The sequence below is a fragment of the Actinomycetospora chlora genome, assembly GCF_039542135.1.
In the GTDB taxonomy this organism is placed as follows: domain Bacteria; phylum Actinomycetota; class Actinomycetes; order Mycobacteriales; family Pseudonocardiaceae; genus Actinomycetospora; species Actinomycetospora chlora.
The window spans coordinates 35,613-50,517 of the sequence record NZ_BAABHO010000025.1 but is presented as its reverse complement, the minus strand read 5'-3'; the positions used below and the strand labels follow the sequence as shown (position 1 = coordinate 50,517).

The window sequence follows — 14,905 nt, the reverse complement described above, 5'->3', positions numbered from 1 at the left end:
AGTGGGTCGCCCGTCTGGGAGACACCTGTGCGCGCGATGAGGTCCAGGGGTGGGTCCGGCGCTCTCTGGCGGATCCCTGAGATCGCTCTGATGGAGTAGCAAGACAGCTTGCTCGTAGCTCTCCGTGTTCTATGCTCCTCCTACCGCCGACGGTCCCCGCTCCCCTCGGCGCCGGCCCGCCGAGATCCGATCCACGAGGAGTTCCCGCATGTCGCAGCAGGCGTTCGTGCCCCCCGCCGGTCACCGCTACCCGCCGATGTCGCCGCCGCCGGCCGGCCTGCCCGTCGGTGGCCTACCTCCCGCTCCGGGATACGGGGGTTACGCTCCGCCACCGCCGCGGAAGAGCTCGGCCGGCAAGGTCATCGGCATCGTCGCGGGGGTCTTCGCCGCGCTGATCGCCGGCATCTTCGTGCTCGTCATGGTCTTCGGCACCGTCACGGTGACCGACCGCCAGGTCGAGCAGGAGATCGCCGACCAGTTCGGGCTCACCGCGAGCCAGGTGAGCTGCCCGTCCTCGCTCGAGGGCACCGTCGGCGCGCGGATGACCTGCACCGCGACCGAGGGCGGGACCCCGACGCCCGTGCTCGTGGAGGTGACCGGCGTCGACGGCACGACGGTGAACTTCACGATGACCCCGCAGTGACCCCTCCGGTGACGACCCCGCAGTAGCTCCCCACGACCCTGCGGGCACCCTGCCCGCATGACCACGCCGTCCCCGTCGCGCCCGTGAGCGCGGCGGGGACGGCGGCGTTCGTCGTCGGTCCGGTGCTGCTCGGGGCGATGGCCCAGCGCGCGACCGGCCTGGGGCTCGCCCTGGTCGGGGCGCCGTTCCTCGTCGCCGTCCTCGGTCCCCGCGACGGTGTCTCGTTCGGCAACGCCCTGCAGGTCGTGCTGTGCACCGTGGTCCTGCTGCGCACCGCCCGGGGCGTGGACCGGCGCCAGGCGCTGCTGCTGCTCGCCGGCGCCGTGGTCGCCGTCCCGCTCGGCGCCCTCGTGGTCGACGCGCTGCCCGAGGGCCCGCTCCTCGTCGTCGTCGGGATCCTGGCGGTGGCCGCCGTGGTGGTCTCCCTCGTCCCGAGGCTCGGGGGCTGGATGCGCGGTCGCAGCGGCCCGCTGGTGGCCGGCGCCCTCGCGGGCTTCGTCAACGTCACCGCGGGCGTCGGCGGGCCCGTGATCTCCGCGTACGCGCTCGTGCGCCGGTGGAGCGTCGACGTGCTGGTCCCGACGGCCCAGGTCGTCCTCCTGGGGATCAACCTGATCGCCCTGGTCAGCAAGGGGATGCCCCGCGTCGACGGCGTCGTCTGGGGCGCCGCGGCGGCCGCGCTGCTGGTGGGCGTCCTCGCGGGGGACACGGTGGCCCGCCGTCTCGACGCCGGGACGGCCCGCCGCGCCGTCGCCGTGCTCGCCCTCCTGGGCGGTCTCGCGACGATCGTGCGCGGCGTCCTCACCAGCTGACACGCACGCGTGGAGGGTGCTCGGCACGTGACGCCGGGTGGACAGCCGGTTCGCACTACGGGACAGTGAGGGCTGCCACCCGCAGCTTCACTCCCTCGAGGCGAGGCGGAGATTCCCTTCCGAGGAAGAGGTGGCCCCCTCCATGTCCGCACGTTCCACCGGGCCCGCGAGGCCCTGGCCGACCGATCGGCCCCCGTTCCGGGACCCCGACGACGAGCTCGTCGGCGGGCTGACCGTCGCCCCCACCCAGCCCCGCCGGGGCCTCGTCCTCGTCCGCGTGATCGGCGAGGTCGACATGCTGACCGCGACGCGTCTCTGTGACGTCCTCGACGGCGCGGTCCGCACCGTCGCCGCCGATCGCGACACCGGCCACGACTCGACACCGGTCGACGAGACGCCGTCGGTGGTGTGCGACCTCGGCGGCGTGACGTTCCTCGGCGCCTCGGGCCTCGACGTGTTCGCGACCGCGGAGGCGACGGCACGGCGCCACCGGGTGCGGCTCGTGCTCGTCGCCGGGCACCGGGCGGTCGTGCGCCCGCTGCACCTCACGGCGCTGGACCGCCGCATCGCCGTCACCGACACCCATCCCGCCCTCGGGCGGGGGGCGTCCGTGCCCGAGGAGGCCGGGCGGTGACCGCCGTGACGCGGCGGACGGCGTCCGGGCCGGCAGGGTCCGCCGAGGCCCCGCCCGAGCTCGGCGCCGCGATCCGCGCCGCCCTGGGCTACCTCGCCGACCTCACCGAACCGGCCGAGGCGGTCCGCGACGGCCGGCTCGACCGAATGCTCCGCGCCTCGGTGCAGGCGCACCTCGCGGGTCCGCGCCGGGCCGGCGGGGTCGGGGCCGCGCTGGACGAGGCGGCGGCCGCGGTGCGGACGGCGTGCGCGCACCTGGCCGCCACGGAGCTCGAGGACGCCTACCTCGCGCTGCGCGCGGCGGTCGACCGGCTGCCACGCCGCATGGACCCGCCGCCCGACGGCGACGCCACCGCGGCACCGCGCTGAGGCGTCCTCACCAGCGAAACCCCTCACCCGCGCCCTGGCGTACGAGCACGGGCTCGTCGCCGGAGAGGTCGACCACCGTCGTCGGCTCGGTGCCGCACTCGCCGGAGTCGAGGACGGCGTCGAGCTGGTGGCCCAGCCGGTCGTGGATCTCGTGGCCCGAGGTCAGCGGCTCCTCGGTGTCCGGCAGCAGCAGCGTCGACGACAGCAGCGGCTCGCCGAGCTCCGCGAGCAGCGCCTCGGCCACGGGGTGGCGCGGGATCCGGACGCCCACCGTGCGCTTGCGCGGGTGCATCAGGCGCCGCGGCACCTCCTTCGTCGCCGGCAGGATGAACGTGTAGCAGCCCGGCGTCGCGGCCTTGACCGATCGGAACACCGGCGTCGAGACGCGGACGAACTGGCCGAGCTGCGCGAAGTCGCGGCACACGAGCGTGAAGTGGTGGCGCTCGTCGAGCCGGCGGATCGCGCGGATGCGCTCGAGGCCCTCACGGTTGCCGACCACGGCGCCCAGCGCGAAGCACGAGTCCGTCGGGTAGGCGATGAGGCCCCCCTCGCGCAGGAGGTCGACGGTGGCGAGCACGGCCCGCCGCTGGGGGTTGCGGGGGTGCAGCTCGACGTAGCGTGCGGTGCCCGTGGTCGCGGCCATCGCCGCAGGTTAGGAGCCGTGCGGCCGCGCGGGAAGCGCGCCCACGGCCCGTGCGGGCCACCCGACCGGTGATTGAGGGCCCGCGCGTCGGGGCACCTGACCCGTGGGTCGTGACCACATCGAGACCTGAGCGGGGCGCGGTCGAGACCCCGTTGGACCGTTCGTTGCACCGTGGTCACGCGGGAGGAGGATCCGATGGGCGACCACCGCCTCGAGGACGTGCGCACGACCGACACCGGCCTGACCCGCGTCATCGGCCGCGGCGCCGTGGCCACGGCGTCCGCCCTGGCCCTCACCGGCGCCGGCGCGGGCCTGGCCCTCGCGAGCCCCGGCCACGGCGACGACGGCGACGGGTCCCCGGGCCACTCGGCCTCTCCCCCCGGCCACGCCGCCGACCGCGGGACGTCCGCCGACTGCCGCGCCGGCGACGACCAGGACGTCGTCGGTGGCCTGCTCGGCGGGCTCGGGCTGGGAGGTCGCGGGAACGGCCACGGACACCGGGCGTCCTGTGACGAGGGGTCCGACGGCCAGGACGGGTCCGACCCGACGTCGGCGATGTCGTCGGAGCCCACGTCGACGGCGTCGTCCACCTCGGCCGACACCCAACCGGCGTCCGCTCCCGCGACGCCGACCAACCCGGACGACATCCCGCCGCCCCCGGGCGAGACCAAGATCATCGACCTGCCGGACACCCCGCCGACGTCGTGAGCGGGGAGCTGGTCGCGCCGCGGCGGCTCGCGAACGCCCGCGGGCCCGGCGCCGCGGCCGCCGCGCGGCGCCGGATCGACGAGGTCGAGGACCGCGTCCGGGCCTGGGTGACGCTGCTGGACCCGGAGGAGGGGACGTCCGGCCCGCTCGCCGGCGTACCCGTCGGCGTCAAGGACATCGTCGACGTCGCCGGCGTCCCCACGCGCTGCGGATCCGCGACCCGCGCCGACGCGCCGCCCGCCGAGCGCGACGCCGCGGTCGTGCGGATGCTGCGCGCGGCCGGTGCCGTCGTCGTCGGCAAGACGGTGACCACCGAGTTCGCGTTCTTCGACCCCGGGCCCACCCGCAACCCGTGGGACCCCGCGCGCACCCCCGGCGGCTCGTCGAGCGGGTCGGCGGCCGCGGTCGCGTCGGGCGCGGTGCCGCTGGCGGTGGGCACCCAGACCGCCGGGTCCGTCATCCGGCCCGCGTCGTTCTGCGGCGTCGCCGGGCTGGCCGTGGCGCGCGGCAGCCTGCCGACCGACGGTGTCTCGCCGCTCGCGCCGGGGCTGGACACCCTGGGGCTGTTCGCGGCCACGGTCGCCGACGTCGCCGAGGCCCGGGCGGCGCTGGGCGGGCCCGCGGTCGCGGACCCCGGCACCGTCCGGCTCGCCGCCTGGGACGGCACGCAGGTCGCCGACGTCACGCCGGCCATGCAGCAGGCCCACGCGACCGCCGTGGACCGGGCCCGCGCGGCGGGGATCGTCGTCGACGCGTGGCCGGTGGACATGCGCCGGGCGGCGATCGACCAGCGCACGATCATGGCCGCCGAGGCCGCGGCGACGATCCCCGACGCCCCGGGCCTCGGCCCGAAGCTGCGCGAGCTCCTCGCCGAGGGCCGGGCCGTCCCCTCCGGCGAGCTCGCCGCGGCGCGCGAGCGGTCGGCCGCCACCCGCGCGGAGGTGCTCGAGCACCTCCGGTCCGTCGACGCCGTCCTCGCCCCGGGCGCGCTCGGCGTCGCCCCGCCCGGGATCGACCACACCGGCGACCCGGCGATGTCGCGACCGTGGCACGTCCTGGGCCTGCCGGCCCTCGCCGTCCCCGGTGCCCGCGACGCCGACGGTCTGCCCCTCGGCCTGCAGCTCCTCGGTCACCCCGAGCGCGAGGACGCCCTGCTCGCCGCCGGCCGCCACCTGGAGGACCTCCTACGTGCGTGATCTTCTGAGCAATAGCTCAGAAGATCACGCACATGGGGTGGGTCACCTGCCGTGTACCGGCTTGCGCGCGGGGGAAGAGTGGGGGCCGTGGTGGACCGCGACGGGGAGTCGTCGGCCCCGGGCTCGGCACGGTCCGCGGGGTCCGGTGTCGAGGAGCTCGACACGGAGTTCCAGGTCGAGTTCGAGCGGGAGCTCGAGCACCACCACCTCTGGCACCGCGAGGGGCAGCGCCACCAGTTCGGCGGTGACTCCCCGCTGCTCGGGCCCCGCCTGGCCGCCGTCGTGCGCTACGTGCCCCGCGCCCACCCGGCCGGGTTCATCCTCGGCACCGCGTTCGCGCTGATGTCCCTGACGCCCTCGCTCATCCCGCGCAGCTACCTCTTCCAGGGCCTCGCCACCGGCATCTCGGGCGGTCTGGGCTACGGCATCGGCGTGGCGCTCGCGTGGCTGGTCACGGGCACCGCGCGCTGGACCCACCTCAGCGACCGCATCCGGCGCGCCGCCCCGGTCTGGTTCACGCCCGGCTCCTGGGCCGTCCTGGTGTCCACCGCCGTCGCCGGGCTCCTGCTGATGCTCGTCGCCGGCGCCGGCTGGCAGCGGCAGGTCGCCGTGCTCATGGGCGTCGAGCAGCCCTCGACCGGCGGCTACCTGCGCGCCGCCCCCGTGGCGCTCGTCGTCGCCGGGCTCATCGTCGGCTTCGGGCGCGGCGTGCTGTGGGTGTCACGGTGGCTCGCCGGCGTGCTGCGCCGCCGGGTGCACGTGCCGCGCGGCCTCTCGACGGTGGTGGCCACCGGCGTCGTCGTGGCCCTCGTCGTCACCGTCGCCGACAACGTCGTGCTGCCCACCGGCCTGCGCATCGCCGACGCCGCGTTCAGCGCCGCCAACGACGAGACGTACCCGTGGGTCAGGCAGCCGCTCGCCCCGACGCGCTCCGGGTCGCCGGCGTCGCTGGTGCGCTGGGACACGCTGGGGCGCGAGGGGCAGGACTTCGTCGCCGGCGGCCCCCCGCTCGCCGCGCTCGGCGCCGCGTCGGGCCGGCCGCCGGTGGAGCCGATCCGCGCCTACGTCGGCCTGCTGTCCGCGCCGACCCCCGAGCAGCGGGCGTCCCTCGCGGTCGCCGAGCTCGAGCGCACCGGGGCGTTCGCCCGGCCGGTGATCGCCGTCGTGACCACGACCGGGACGGGCTGGATCGACGACCCGGTGCCGGACTCCCTGGAGATGATCTGGGGTGGGAACACGGCGATGGTCGCCACGCAGTACTCCTACCTGCCGAGCTGGCTGTCGTTCGTCGTGGACCGCAACCGCGCGGTGGCCGAGGGCCGGGCGCTGTTCGACGCGGTGCACGCCCGCATCGCCCGGATGCCCCCGGGGCAGCGCCCGCGCCTGTACGCGTTCGGCGAGAGCCTCGGCTCGCAGGGCTCCGAGGCGGCGTTCTCGAGCATCGAGGACGCCCGTGCCCAGGCCGACGGCGTGCTCTGGGTGGGCCCGCCGGACTCCAACCGCCTGCACGCCGCCCTCACCGCGCGGCGCGACCCCGGCTCCCCGGAGTACCGGCCGGTCGTCGACGGCGGCCGCGACGTGCGCTTCGGCGCCACCGCCGACGACCTCGCGCAGCCACCCGGCGTGTGGTCCTCACCACACGTCGTGTACCTCCAGCACGCCTCCGACCCGGTGGTCTGGTGGTCGCCGGCCCTGCTCTGGCGGCGCCCTGACTGGCTCGCCGAACCGCGCGGACCGGACGTGGCGGAGGCCGTCGAGTGGTACCCGGTGGTGACGTTCTGGCAGGTCACCATCGACATGACCAACTCGACGTCGGTCCCCGACGGCCACGGTCACCAGTACCGCCGGACCATGCTCGGTGCCTGGCTCGCGCTGGGTAGCCCCGCCGGGTGGACCGGTGCGGACACCGAACGGGCGGCGGGCATGCTGGGGCTGTGACCGCTCCCCACCGCACGGCCACGACCGAGGGCGCGCCCGCGACCAGCGACACCGGGGAGGACGACCCCGCACCGTCGCACTGGCGGCGGCTGGCCCCGCCGGTGGCCCTCGCGGCGCTGCTGCTGGCCTGGAGCAATCTCGTGCTCCCGGCGCTGCCCGCCGACGCCGTGCTCAAGGCGCTGTTCAACGTCGGCGGGGTGGCCGGGCTCGTGGTCTCCGCGCGGCTGCTCGGGCTGACGTGGGCGGACCTCGGCGTCGGGCGCGGCACCTGGGGCGCGGGGGCGCGCTGGGGCGGTGCCGCCATCGGGATCGCCGTCCTCGGCTACGGCGCGGTGCTCGTCGCCGCCCCGCACCTGCTCGAGAACCCGCAGCTCGCCGGCGCCTCCCCGGGCGCGCTGCTGCTGCGCGGACTCGTGCTCATCCCCTTCGGCACGGTGCTGGCCGAGGAGCTCGCGTTCCGCGGCGTGCTGCACGGCCACTCGGCGCGCTCCCTGCCGGTGCGCGCCGCGCTCGGCGTGTCCGCGGTCGCGTTCGGGCTCTGGCACCTCACCGTCGCCCTCGGGCCGTCCGCGGTCCCGCTGCCGCCGACGTGGGCGTGGACCTCGGCGCTGACGGTGCTCGCCGTGACCGTCGTCGGCGGGCTCACGCTGGGCTGGCTGCGCCACCGCACGGGGTCGGTGCTGGCCCCGATCGGGCTGCACCTGGGCACGAACGCCGTCGGCCTCGTCGCGGCCGGCGTCGCCCTCGCCCACTGACACCCCGGTGACGGGGCCCGGGGCCGGACATTTCGCGCACCGGCCAGCGACGTCGCCTCCGTGGCGCGACAATGCCGCGATGACCGTCGTGGACAACGCGGTGTACGTGCGTGGTGAGCGCGAGACCGAGCCGGGCTCGCTCGACGGCACGCTCGCGCTGCTGCGCGACCGGGACGGCGACGGCCCCGACGCCGGCTTCGCGTGGATCGGGCTGCTGCGCCCGGACCAGGACGAGCTGGACCGGTTGGCCAAGGAGCTGTCCCTGCCGGCGCTGGCCGTCGAGGACGCCGTGCACGCCCACCAGCGGCCCAAGCTGGAGCGCTACGACGACGTCGAGTTCGTGGTGCTGCGCCCCGCCTGGTACGTCGACGAGGACGAGGACGTCCAGGTCGGCGAGATCCACCTCTTCCTCGGGCGGGACTTCGTCGTCACCGTGCGGCACGCCGAGACCCCGGACCTGTCGTCGGTGCGCTCGCGCCTGGAGGGCGACCCCGCGTTGCTGGCCCAGGGCCCGCGGGCCGTGCTGTACGCGGTGCTCGACCGCGTCGTCGACGACTACCACCCGGTGGTCCGCGGCCTGCGCCACGACATCGACCAGATCGAGACGCAGGTGTTCGGGGGCGACCCGAGCGTCTCGCGGCGCATCTACCAGCTCTCCCGCGAGGTGATCGAGCTCCAGCGCGCCGTCGACCCGCTGCGCGACGTCCTCGACGGGCTGCTGGACGAGACCACCGACGACCCGGAGGGCGTGATGCTCCACCGCGCCCTGCGCGACGTCGCCGACCACGTCGCGCAGACCAGCGAGTCGGCCGACAACTTCCGCCAGCTGCTCGGCAACATCCTGCAGGTCAACGCGGCGCTGGTGGGGCAGCGGCAGAACGAGGAGATGCGCACCCTCTCGGAGACGAGCCTCGCGCAGGGCGAGGAGGTCAAGAAGATCTCCTCCTGGGCGGCGATCCTCTTCACGCCCTCGCTGATCGGCGCGATCTACGGCATGAACTTCGACGAGATGCCCGAGCTGCACTGGGCCTTCGGCTATCCGATGGCGCTCGGCCTCATGGTGCTCACGTCGGTGATCCTCTACCTCGTCTTCCGCCACCGCGGGTGGCTGTGACGGCGCGGGCCCGCTCCTTCGGCGGCGCCGCCGACGCCTACGACCGCCTGCGCCCGGCGCCGGTCCCCGAGGCGCTGCGCTGGCTCGTCCCGTCCCCGGACGCGACCGTGCTCGACCTGGGCGCCGGCACCGGGCTGCTGACCCGGGCGCTGGCCGCCGAGGGCGTCGCCGACGTGGTGGCGGTCGAGCCGGACGAGGCGATGCGCGCCGTGCTGGCCGCGCGCAGCCCGGGCGCGCCCGCGCTGGCCGGCTCCGCCGAGCAGGTACCGCTGCCCGACGCGTCGGTGGACGCCGTCCTGGTCGCCTCGGCGTGGCACTGGTTCGACCCGGAGCGCGCCACCGCCGAGATCGCCCGCGTCCTGCGGCCCGGCGGCACGCTCGGCCTGCTGTGGAGCTTCCCGGACCCGGCGCAGGAGTGGGTCTCGCAGCTGCGGGCCATCGCGCACACCGACGACGCCGGCAAGCCCGGCCCCACGGCCGGCTTCGAGATCGCCCTGCCGGCGGGAGCGCCCTTCTCCGTCGGCGAGTCCGAAGTGTTCCGGGCGTCGACGTGGATGGCCGTCGACGACGTCGCTGGGATGCTCGGCACCTACTCGACGGTGCTGACGCTGCCCGCCGACGAGCGGGCGGAGGTCCGGCGCCGGGCGCTGGCGCACGTCGCGCACCACGTGGGCACCGACCCGGTTCTCGTGCCGTTCGCGACGGCGGCCTGGCGGGCGATCCGGACATGACGGTGAGATCCGCCCGGACTCTCGACCTCGCGCCGTAAGCGAGGTTAGCCTGCCCTCACCAGACGAGGAGGCGGGCGATGACGCTGCGACTGCCCACCGGCGAGGTGACGGTGCTGCTCGGCGAGCAGATCGTGCGCCGGAGGCTGATGGCGATGCTCGACGACACATCCGCGCCCGCCCGGCGGGTGACGGCCGGGCCGGGCGACGGGGTCGCCGAACGTCGCCGGCGTCTCGAGGACGCCGGCGACGCCGCGGTGGTGCTGGTGGACCGGCTCACCGACGGGCTGGACGCCACGGGCCGGCGTGCCGTGCTCGGCGCGCTCGGGGGCGTGGCCGCCCGCGGCGCCGCGGTGCTCGTCGACGACGTCGACTGCGTCGCCGCCCTGGCGGTGGCCGACGGCACGCTGCGCGCCGACCCCCTGCGGGGGCTCCTGCTGGAGCCCGCGGTGGGTTCCGCGGACTCGGTCGCGCCGCTGGAGGAGCTCTACCGCGCCTCGTAGGTCAGGCAGTCGGCGACGTCCTTGCTCTGCCCGATCTCGACGGACGACGCCGTGCACTCGAGCTTGTCGTTGAACCGGCACTCCGAGCGGTGGCAGGCGCCGACGACGCCGTTGCCCTCGACGCCGCCGCGGAACGAAATCTCCACGAAGGTGCCGCACGCGGCGTTGTCGCCGGCGACGGTGATCGCGCCCGCGTGGCAGGTGGAGGCCTCGTTGTAGGCGCACGAGGTCGCCGAACAGCCCTGGACCGTGGGGAGGCTCTGGATCGAGGTCATGGCGACGATGGTGGCGGCCCGCGCGGGGTGGGTGCCAGGCAGCGAAGGCTCGCCTGACCGGGGCGGAACGCCCCACCGGCCGACGGCGACCAGGGGCGACGGACGCGACACGCGCGCCAAACCGCCGACCCTGTGATGTAGGTCATGTTGTGTTGCACCCGTCCGGACCTCGCGGGGTGAGGATCGCCTGACCTCAGGACGAGCCGAGATCGACAACGGACAGCGAGCCACTTCACAGGACGGATCGGGCACGCCACGGTGGATCGCACCACCACCGCCGGCCGAGGGAGCACCCCGGGATGACCGAGACCGTGCCGCGACCGACCCACGTCGGCCGCAGCCTGCCCCGCCGCGAGGACGCCGCCCTGCTGACCGGGCGCGGCACCTGGACCGACGACATCACCCCGCCCGGCACCCTGCACCTCGCCGTCGTGCGCAGCCCCGTGGCGCACGCGCGGATCACCGGGGTCGACACCTCCGCGGCCCGGGAGCACCCGGGGGTGGTCGCCGTGCACACGGGCGCCGAGCTGGCCGGGGAGTTCGCCATCGGCATCCCCTGTGGCTGGCCGGTCACCGAGGACATCCTCGTCCCGGAGCACCTGCCGCTGGCCCGTGACGAGGTCAACCACGTCGGGGACGGCGTCGCGGTCGTCGTCGCCACCGGGGCCGCCGCCGCCCGTGACGCCGCCGAGCTCGTGGTCGTCGACTACGAGGAGCTCCCCGCCGTCGTCGACGTCGAGGCGGCGCTCGCGGCGGGCGCGCCGCTGGTGCACGAGGAGTTCGGCACCAACCACTGCTACACGTGGCCGCTCGCGGTCGGCGACGTCGACGCCGCGCTCGCGCAGGCCGACGTCGTCGTCGAGGGCCGCTACGTCCAGCAGCGCGTGATGGCCTCGCCGATGGAGCCCCGCGCGGTCGTCGTGACCCCGGACGCCGTCGGCGGCGGCTTCACGATCCACACGTCGACCCAGGTGCCGCACTTCGTGCGCGACCTCCTGGCGCTGATCACGGGGGTCTCCGACACCAAGCTGCGCGTCGTCGCGCCGGACGTCGGCGGCGGGTTCGGCGCGAAGCTCAACGTCTACGCCGAGGAGGCGCTGGCGCTCGTCCTCGCGCGGCGGCTGCGCCGGCCCGTCAAGTGGACCGAGACCCGCTCCGAGCACGGGGTCGCCACCACCCACGGGCGCGGTCAGGTCCAGCACATGACGGTGGGCGCCACGCGCGACGGGCGCATCCTCGGGATGAAGGTCCGGCTGATCGCCGACATGGGCGCCTACCTGCAGCTCCTGACGCCCGGCATCGCGGTGTTCGGCGCCTTCACCTACTGCGGGCTCTACGACTTCGGCGCCTACGACTTCGCCTGCGAGGGCGTCTTCACCAACCTCACGCCCACCGACGCCTACCGCGGCGCCGGGCGCTCGGAGGCGGCCTACGCCCACGAGCGTGTCCTCGACGACCTGGCCCGGGCGCTGGGGATGGACCCGGCCGAGCTGCGGCTGCGCAACCTCCACCCGCCCTTCAGCGAGCCCCGCACCGTGCCCTCGGGGGTGCAGTACGACTCGGGCGACTACGAGCGCGCGATGCGCCGGGCCCTCGAGCTCGTCGACTACGACGGCCTGCGCGCCGAGCAGCGGCGCCGCCGCGAGGCCGGCGACCCCGTCGAGCTGGGCGTCGGGATCGGCAACTTCACCGAGTCCGGCGGGCTCTCGCCGTCGAAGGTCGCGGCCGGGGTGCGGCTGCAGAGCGGCGGCTGGGAGGCCGCGACGGTGCGGATGACCACGGCCGGGCGCGCCGAGGTCGTGACCGGCACCAGCCCCCACGGCCAGGGTCACGAGACGGCGTGGGCGCAGATCGCGGCCGACTCGCTCGGCATCGACCCCGCGGACGTCGAGGTCCTCCACTCCGACACGATGATCGCCCCGTTCGGCCGGGACACCTACGGCTCGCGCAGCCTCGCCGTCGGCGGCACCGCGGTGTACGGGGCGGCGGAGAAGGTGGCGGCCAAGGCCCGGGCGATCGCCGCGCACCTGCTCGAGGCCGCCGAGGACGACCTGCAGTTCGTCGACGGCGTCTTCTCGGTGGCCGGGACGTCGGACCCGTCGCTGACGATCCAGGAGGTGGCGGGCGCGGCGTCGCTCGCCGCGGACCTGCCCGAGGGCATGGAGCCCAACCTCACCGCCGACCACCACTTCGACCCGCCCAACTTCACCTGGCCGTTCGGCACGCACATCGCGGTCGTCGAGGTCGACACCGAGACGGGGCGCACCCGGGTGCGCCGGTTCGTCGCCGTCGACGACTGCGGGCGCATCGTCAACCCGCAGATCGTCGACGGGCAGCTGCACGGCGGCATCGCCCAGGGCATCGGCCAGGCGCTCTACGAGCAGGCGACGTTCGACGAGGCCGGCCAGCCGACGGCGGCGACGCTCGCCGACTACGCCGTCCCGGCGGCCAGCGACCTGCCCGGCTTCGAGCTCGACCAGACCGTGACGCCGTCGCCGACCAACCCCCTCGGCGCCAAGGGGATCGGGGAGTCCGGGGCCATCGGGTCGTCGCCGGCGGTGGTCAACGCCGCCGTCGACGCCCTCGCCGCCCGCGGCGTCACGCACCTCGACATGCCGCTGACACCGCAGCGGGTCTGGCGCGCGATCACCGACGCGGCCAAGGTGACCCCATGAGCGCCGGGGCGGACGCGAAGCGCAGCGGAGCCGGACCATCGGGGGAGGAGGCCGACACCGAGACGCGGTACGACTTCGGCGGCGACGAGTTCGTCTACGTTGAGCTGTCGGCGGCGATGAGCCTGCCGGTGCACTTCACGTCACTGGCGATCACGCGCCGGCTCGGCGAGGAGGCGATCCCGGGCGTCGAGGAGATCTGCCCGTCGAACGCGTCGTACATGGTGCGCGTCGACCCCGACCGCCTCGACCCGCGCGACCTCGTCCGCGAGCTGCAGCGCATCGAGGGTGAGGTCGGGTCGCTGTCGGACGACCTCACGATCGCCACGCGCATCGTCGACGTGCCGATCATGCTGAACGACCCGTGGACCCACGAGGTCCTCATGAAGTTCCGCGACCGCCACCAGGACCCCACCGGCACCGACCTCGACTACGGCGCCCGGATCAACGGCTACTCCTCGACCGAGGACTTCATCGACGCGCTGGCCGCCTCGCCCTACCTCGTGACGATGATGGGCTTCGTCCCTGGCCTGCCGTGGTGCTTCCAGCTGGTGCCGCGCGAGCGCCAGGTCGAGGTGCCCAAGTACGTCCGCCCGCGCACCGAGACCCCGGAGCGGGCCTTCGGCTTCGGCGGCGCCTTCGCGGTGATCTACCCGGTGAAGGGCGCCGGCGGCTACCAGCTCTTCGGCTCCGCGCCCGCCCCGATCTTCGACGGCGAGCAGCGGCTGCCGGACTTCGCCGAGAACGACTCGGTGGTGTTCTTCCAGCACGGCGACGTCATCAACTACCGGCGGGTCGACCAGGCCGAGTACGACGACGTGCGCGCGCAGGTCGACGCCGGCACGTGGCGGTACTCGTACCGGGAGCTGGAGTTCTCGCCGAGCCGCTTCCTCGCCGACCCGGACGGCACGAACACCGCGATGAAGGAGGTGCTGTACGGGTGACGATCAGGGTGCAGGACCCCGGGCTCGAGACGACGGTCCAGGACACCGGGCGCCTCGGCTACTACAGCATCGGCTTCCCGCCCTCGGGCGCGCTCGACTCGTTCGCCTACCACGTCGGCAACGCCCTGGTCGGCAACGAGCCGGGGGCCGCCGCCCTGGAGGCCGTCTACCTCGGGCCGACGCTCGAGTTCACCGTCGACACGGTCATCGCCGTGACCGGCGCCGACATCCCCGCGTTCGTCGACGGCGCGGAGATCCCGCTCTGGGAGTCTGTGGCGGTCTCCGCGGGCTCCGTGCTGTCGTTCGGGCAGCTGCGCGCGGGCGCCCGCCCGTACGTCGCGGTGGCCGGTGGCATCGATGTCCCGCTCTACTACGGCAGCCGCTCGACGTACACGCTCGTCGGGATCGGCGGGTTCGAGGGCCGAGCGCTGCGGGCGGGTGACGAGCTGCCGCTGGGCGACGCCGCGCGGGACCCGAGGGCCGGCCGCCGGGTGGACGACGCGGACATCCCGTCGCACCCGTCGACGGCCGAGGTGCACCTGCTGGTCGGGCTGCACAGCTACCGGCTCACCGAGGACAGCCTCGCGCGGTTCACCGACACCGAGTGGAAGGTGACCCCGGACGCCAACCGCGTCGGCTACCGGTTCCGGGGCGCCGAGCTGGAGTTCGTGCCCCGCGAGCAGCCCTTCGGGGCCGGCAGCGACCCCGCCAACGTCACCGACTGCGGCTACCCCGTCGGGTCGGTGCAGGTGCCCGGCGGCGTCGAGCCGATCGTGCTGCTGCAGGACGCCGTCACCGGCGGGGGCTACGCGACGCTCGGCACCGTCGTCTCCGTCGATCGCGACCGGCTCGCCCAGACCAAGACGGGCGACCGGACGCGCTTCGTCCCCGTCGACCTCGACGGGGCGCTGGCGGTCCGCCGGGACCGTCTCGGCGCGCTCGACCGCATCCGTTCCGCGCTCTCGTCCTAGG

16 protein-coding genes are annotated in these 14,905 nt (G+C 75.2%); 14 read left to right on the top strand and 2 right to left on the bottom strand.

The genetic code is table 11. The features are described from left to right. Nucleotides 1-208: 208 nt before the first annotated feature. From ABD994_RS16535 to ABD994_RS16520, 4 genes are all read left to right on the top strand, one after another. Nucleotides 209-643 (top strand): DUF4333 domain-containing protein, encoded by a 435-nt coding sequence (locus tag ABD994_RS16535; RefSeq protein WP_345417002.1) that lies wholly within the window; start codon nucleotides 209-211, stop codon nucleotides 641-643. Between the two features lie 83 nt (nucleotides 644-726). Continuing rightward, on the top strand, nucleotides 727-1,455 hold the full coding sequence (locus tag ABD994_RS16530; RefSeq protein WP_345417000.1) for a TSUP family transporter: 729 nt from the start codon (nucleotides 727-729) through the stop codon (nucleotides 1,453-1,455). A 142-nt stretch (nucleotides 1,456-1,597) separates the two neighbouring features. Further along, on the top strand, nucleotides 1,598-2,089 hold the full coding sequence (locus tag ABD994_RS16525) for an STAS domain-containing protein (protein ID WP_345416998.1): 492 nt from the start codon (nucleotides 1,598-1,600) through the stop codon (nucleotides 2,087-2,089). Next, complete coding sequence (locus ABD994_RS16520; RefSeq protein ID WP_345416996.1) at nucleotides 2,086-2,457, top strand: hypothetical protein; 372 nt, start codon at nucleotides 2,086-2,088, stop codon at nucleotides 2,455-2,457. Before ABD994_RS16525 ends, ABD994_RS16520 begins: the two co-directional genes overlap by 4 nt. A gap of 7 nt (nucleotides 2,458-2,464) precedes the next feature. Here the strand turns inward: ABD994_RS16520 and ABD994_RS16515 are convergent, their stop codons facing one another. Continuing rightward, nucleotides 2,465-3,100, bottom strand: coding sequence for an L-threonylcarbamoyladenylate synthase (locus ABD994_RS16515; protein WP_345416994.1), 636 nt, complete (start codon nucleotides 3,098-3,100; stop codon nucleotides 2,465-2,467). Nucleotides 3,101-3,295: 195 nt separating this feature from the next. Here ABD994_RS16515 and ABD994_RS16510 point away from each other — a divergent pair, with 195 nt between their 5' ends. The 7 genes from ABD994_RS16510 to ABD994_RS16480 all read left to right on the top strand — a co-directional run bounded on the left by ABD994_RS16510 (nucleotide 3,296) and on the right by ABD994_RS16480 (nucleotide 10,042). Further along, complete coding sequence (locus tag ABD994_RS16510; RefSeq protein WP_345416991.1) at nucleotides 3,296-3,808, top strand: hypothetical protein; 513 nt, start codon at nucleotides 3,296-3,298, stop codon at nucleotides 3,806-3,808. Continuing rightward, complete coding sequence (locus ABD994_RS16505; RefSeq protein ID WP_345416988.1) at nucleotides 3,805-5,004, top strand: amidase; 1,200 nt, start codon at nucleotides 3,805-3,807, stop codon at nucleotides 5,002-5,004. The genes ABD994_RS16510 and ABD994_RS16505 overlap by 4 nt, the downstream gene beginning before the upstream one ends. An 87-nt stretch (nucleotides 5,005-5,091) precedes the next feature. After that, nucleotides 5,092-6,942 carry an alpha/beta hydrolase gene (locus ABD994_RS16500; protein ID WP_345416985.1) on the top strand — a complete coding sequence of 617 codons (1,851 nt, stop codon included), beginning with the start codon at nucleotides 5,092-5,094 and terminating at the stop codon, nucleotides 6,940-6,942. Continuing rightward, the gene (locus ABD994_RS16495; RefSeq protein ID WP_345416982.1) at nucleotides 6,939-7,697 is read left to right on the top strand and encodes a CPBP family intramembrane glutamic endopeptidase; all 759 of its coding nucleotides are present in this window, start codon (nucleotides 6,939-6,941) and stop codon (nucleotides 7,695-7,697) included. The genes ABD994_RS16500 and ABD994_RS16495 overlap by 4 nt, the downstream gene beginning before the upstream one ends. Nucleotides 7,698-7,776: 79 nt before the next feature. Beyond that, nucleotides 7,777-8,811, top strand: coding sequence for a magnesium/cobalt transporter CorA (corA, locus tag ABD994_RS16490; protein WP_345416980.1), 1,035 nt, complete (start codon nucleotides 7,777-7,779; stop codon nucleotides 8,809-8,811). Then, entirely contained in the window at nucleotides 8,808-9,542 is a 735-nt protein-coding gene (locus ABD994_RS16485; RefSeq protein ID WP_345416977.1) for a class I SAM-dependent methyltransferase, read from the top strand. Before corA ends, ABD994_RS16485 begins: the two co-directional genes overlap by 4 nt. A gap of 77 nt (nucleotides 9,543-9,619) precedes the next feature. Beyond that, the gene (locus tag ABD994_RS16480) at nucleotides 9,620-10,042 is read left to right on the top strand and encodes a hypothetical protein (protein ID WP_345416974.1); all 423 of its coding nucleotides are present in this window, start codon (nucleotides 9,620-9,622) and stop codon (nucleotides 10,040-10,042) included. Here ABD994_RS16480 and ABD994_RS16475 read toward each other — a convergent pair. Further along, nucleotides 10,027-10,317, bottom strand: coding sequence for a DUF1540 domain-containing protein (locus tag ABD994_RS16475; RefSeq protein WP_345416971.1), 291 nt, complete (start codon nucleotides 10,315-10,317; stop codon nucleotides 10,027-10,029). The genes ABD994_RS16480 and ABD994_RS16475 overlap by 16 nt on opposite strands. Nucleotides 10,318-10,616: 299 nt before the next feature. Here ABD994_RS16475 and ABD994_RS16470 point away from each other — a divergent pair, with 299 nt between their 5' ends. The 3 genes from ABD994_RS16470 to ABD994_RS16460 are packed head-to-tail and all read left to right on the top strand — an operon-like array spanning nucleotide 10,617 to nucleotide 14,904. After that, a complete protein-coding gene (locus tag ABD994_RS16470; protein WP_345416968.1) occupies nucleotides 10,617-12,992 on the top strand; it encodes a xanthine dehydrogenase family protein molybdopterin-binding subunit in 2,376 nt (791 codons plus the stop codon). Beyond that, nucleotides 12,989-13,933: a 5-oxoprolinase subunit B family protein gene (locus tag ABD994_RS16465; protein ID WP_345416965.1), complete on the top strand. Its 945-nt coding sequence runs from the start codon at nucleotides 12,989-12,991 to the stop codon at nucleotides 13,931-13,933. The genes ABD994_RS16470 and ABD994_RS16465 overlap by 4 nt, the downstream gene beginning before the upstream one ends. After that, the gene (locus tag ABD994_RS16460) at nucleotides 13,930-14,904 is read left to right on the top strand and encodes a 5-oxoprolinase subunit C family protein (RefSeq protein ID WP_345416962.1); all 975 of its coding nucleotides are present in this window, start codon (nucleotides 13,930-13,932) and stop codon (nucleotides 14,902-14,904) included. The genes ABD994_RS16465 and ABD994_RS16460 overlap by 4 nt, the downstream gene beginning before the upstream one ends. The last annotated feature ends 1 nt before the right edge of the window (nucleotide 14,905 follow it).

Excerpts from the sequence above, each read along its gene's own strand:
- ABD994_RS16535 (WP_345417002.1), top strand. The coding sequence starts at position 209 with ATGTCGCAGCAGGCGTTCGTGCCCCCCGCCGGTCACCGCTACCCGCCG.
- ABD994_RS16480 (WP_345416974.1), top strand. The coding sequence starts at position 9,620 with ATGACGCTGCGACTGCCCACCGGCGAGGTGACGGTGCTGCTCGGCGAG.
- ABD994_RS16475 (WP_345416971.1), bottom strand. The coding sequence starts at position 10,317 with ATGACCTCGATCCAGAGCCTCCCCACGGTCCAGGGCTGTTCGGCGACC.
- corA (WP_345416980.1), top strand. The coding sequence starts at position 7,777 with ATGACCGTCGTGGACAACGCGGTGTACGTGCGTGGTGAGCGCGAGACC.
- ABD994_RS16525 (WP_345416998.1), top strand. The coding sequence starts at position 1,598 with ATGTCCGCACGTTCCACCGGGCCCGCGAGGCCCTGGCCGACCGATCGG.
- ABD994_RS16515 (WP_345416994.1), bottom strand. The coding sequence starts at position 3,100 with ATGGCCGCGACCACGGGCACCGCACGCTACGTCGAGCTGCACCCCCGC.
- ABD994_RS16510 (WP_345416991.1), top strand. The coding sequence starts at position 3,296 with ATGGGCGACCACCGCCTCGAGGACGTGCGCACGACCGACACCGGCCTG.
- ABD994_RS16470 (WP_345416968.1), top strand. The coding sequence starts at position 10,617 with ATGACCGAGACCGTGCCGCGACCGACCCACGTCGGCCGCAGCCTGCCC.
- ABD994_RS16465 (WP_345416965.1), top strand. The coding sequence starts at position 12,989 with ATGAGCGCCGGGGCGGACGCGAAGCGCAGCGGAGCCGGACCATCGGGG.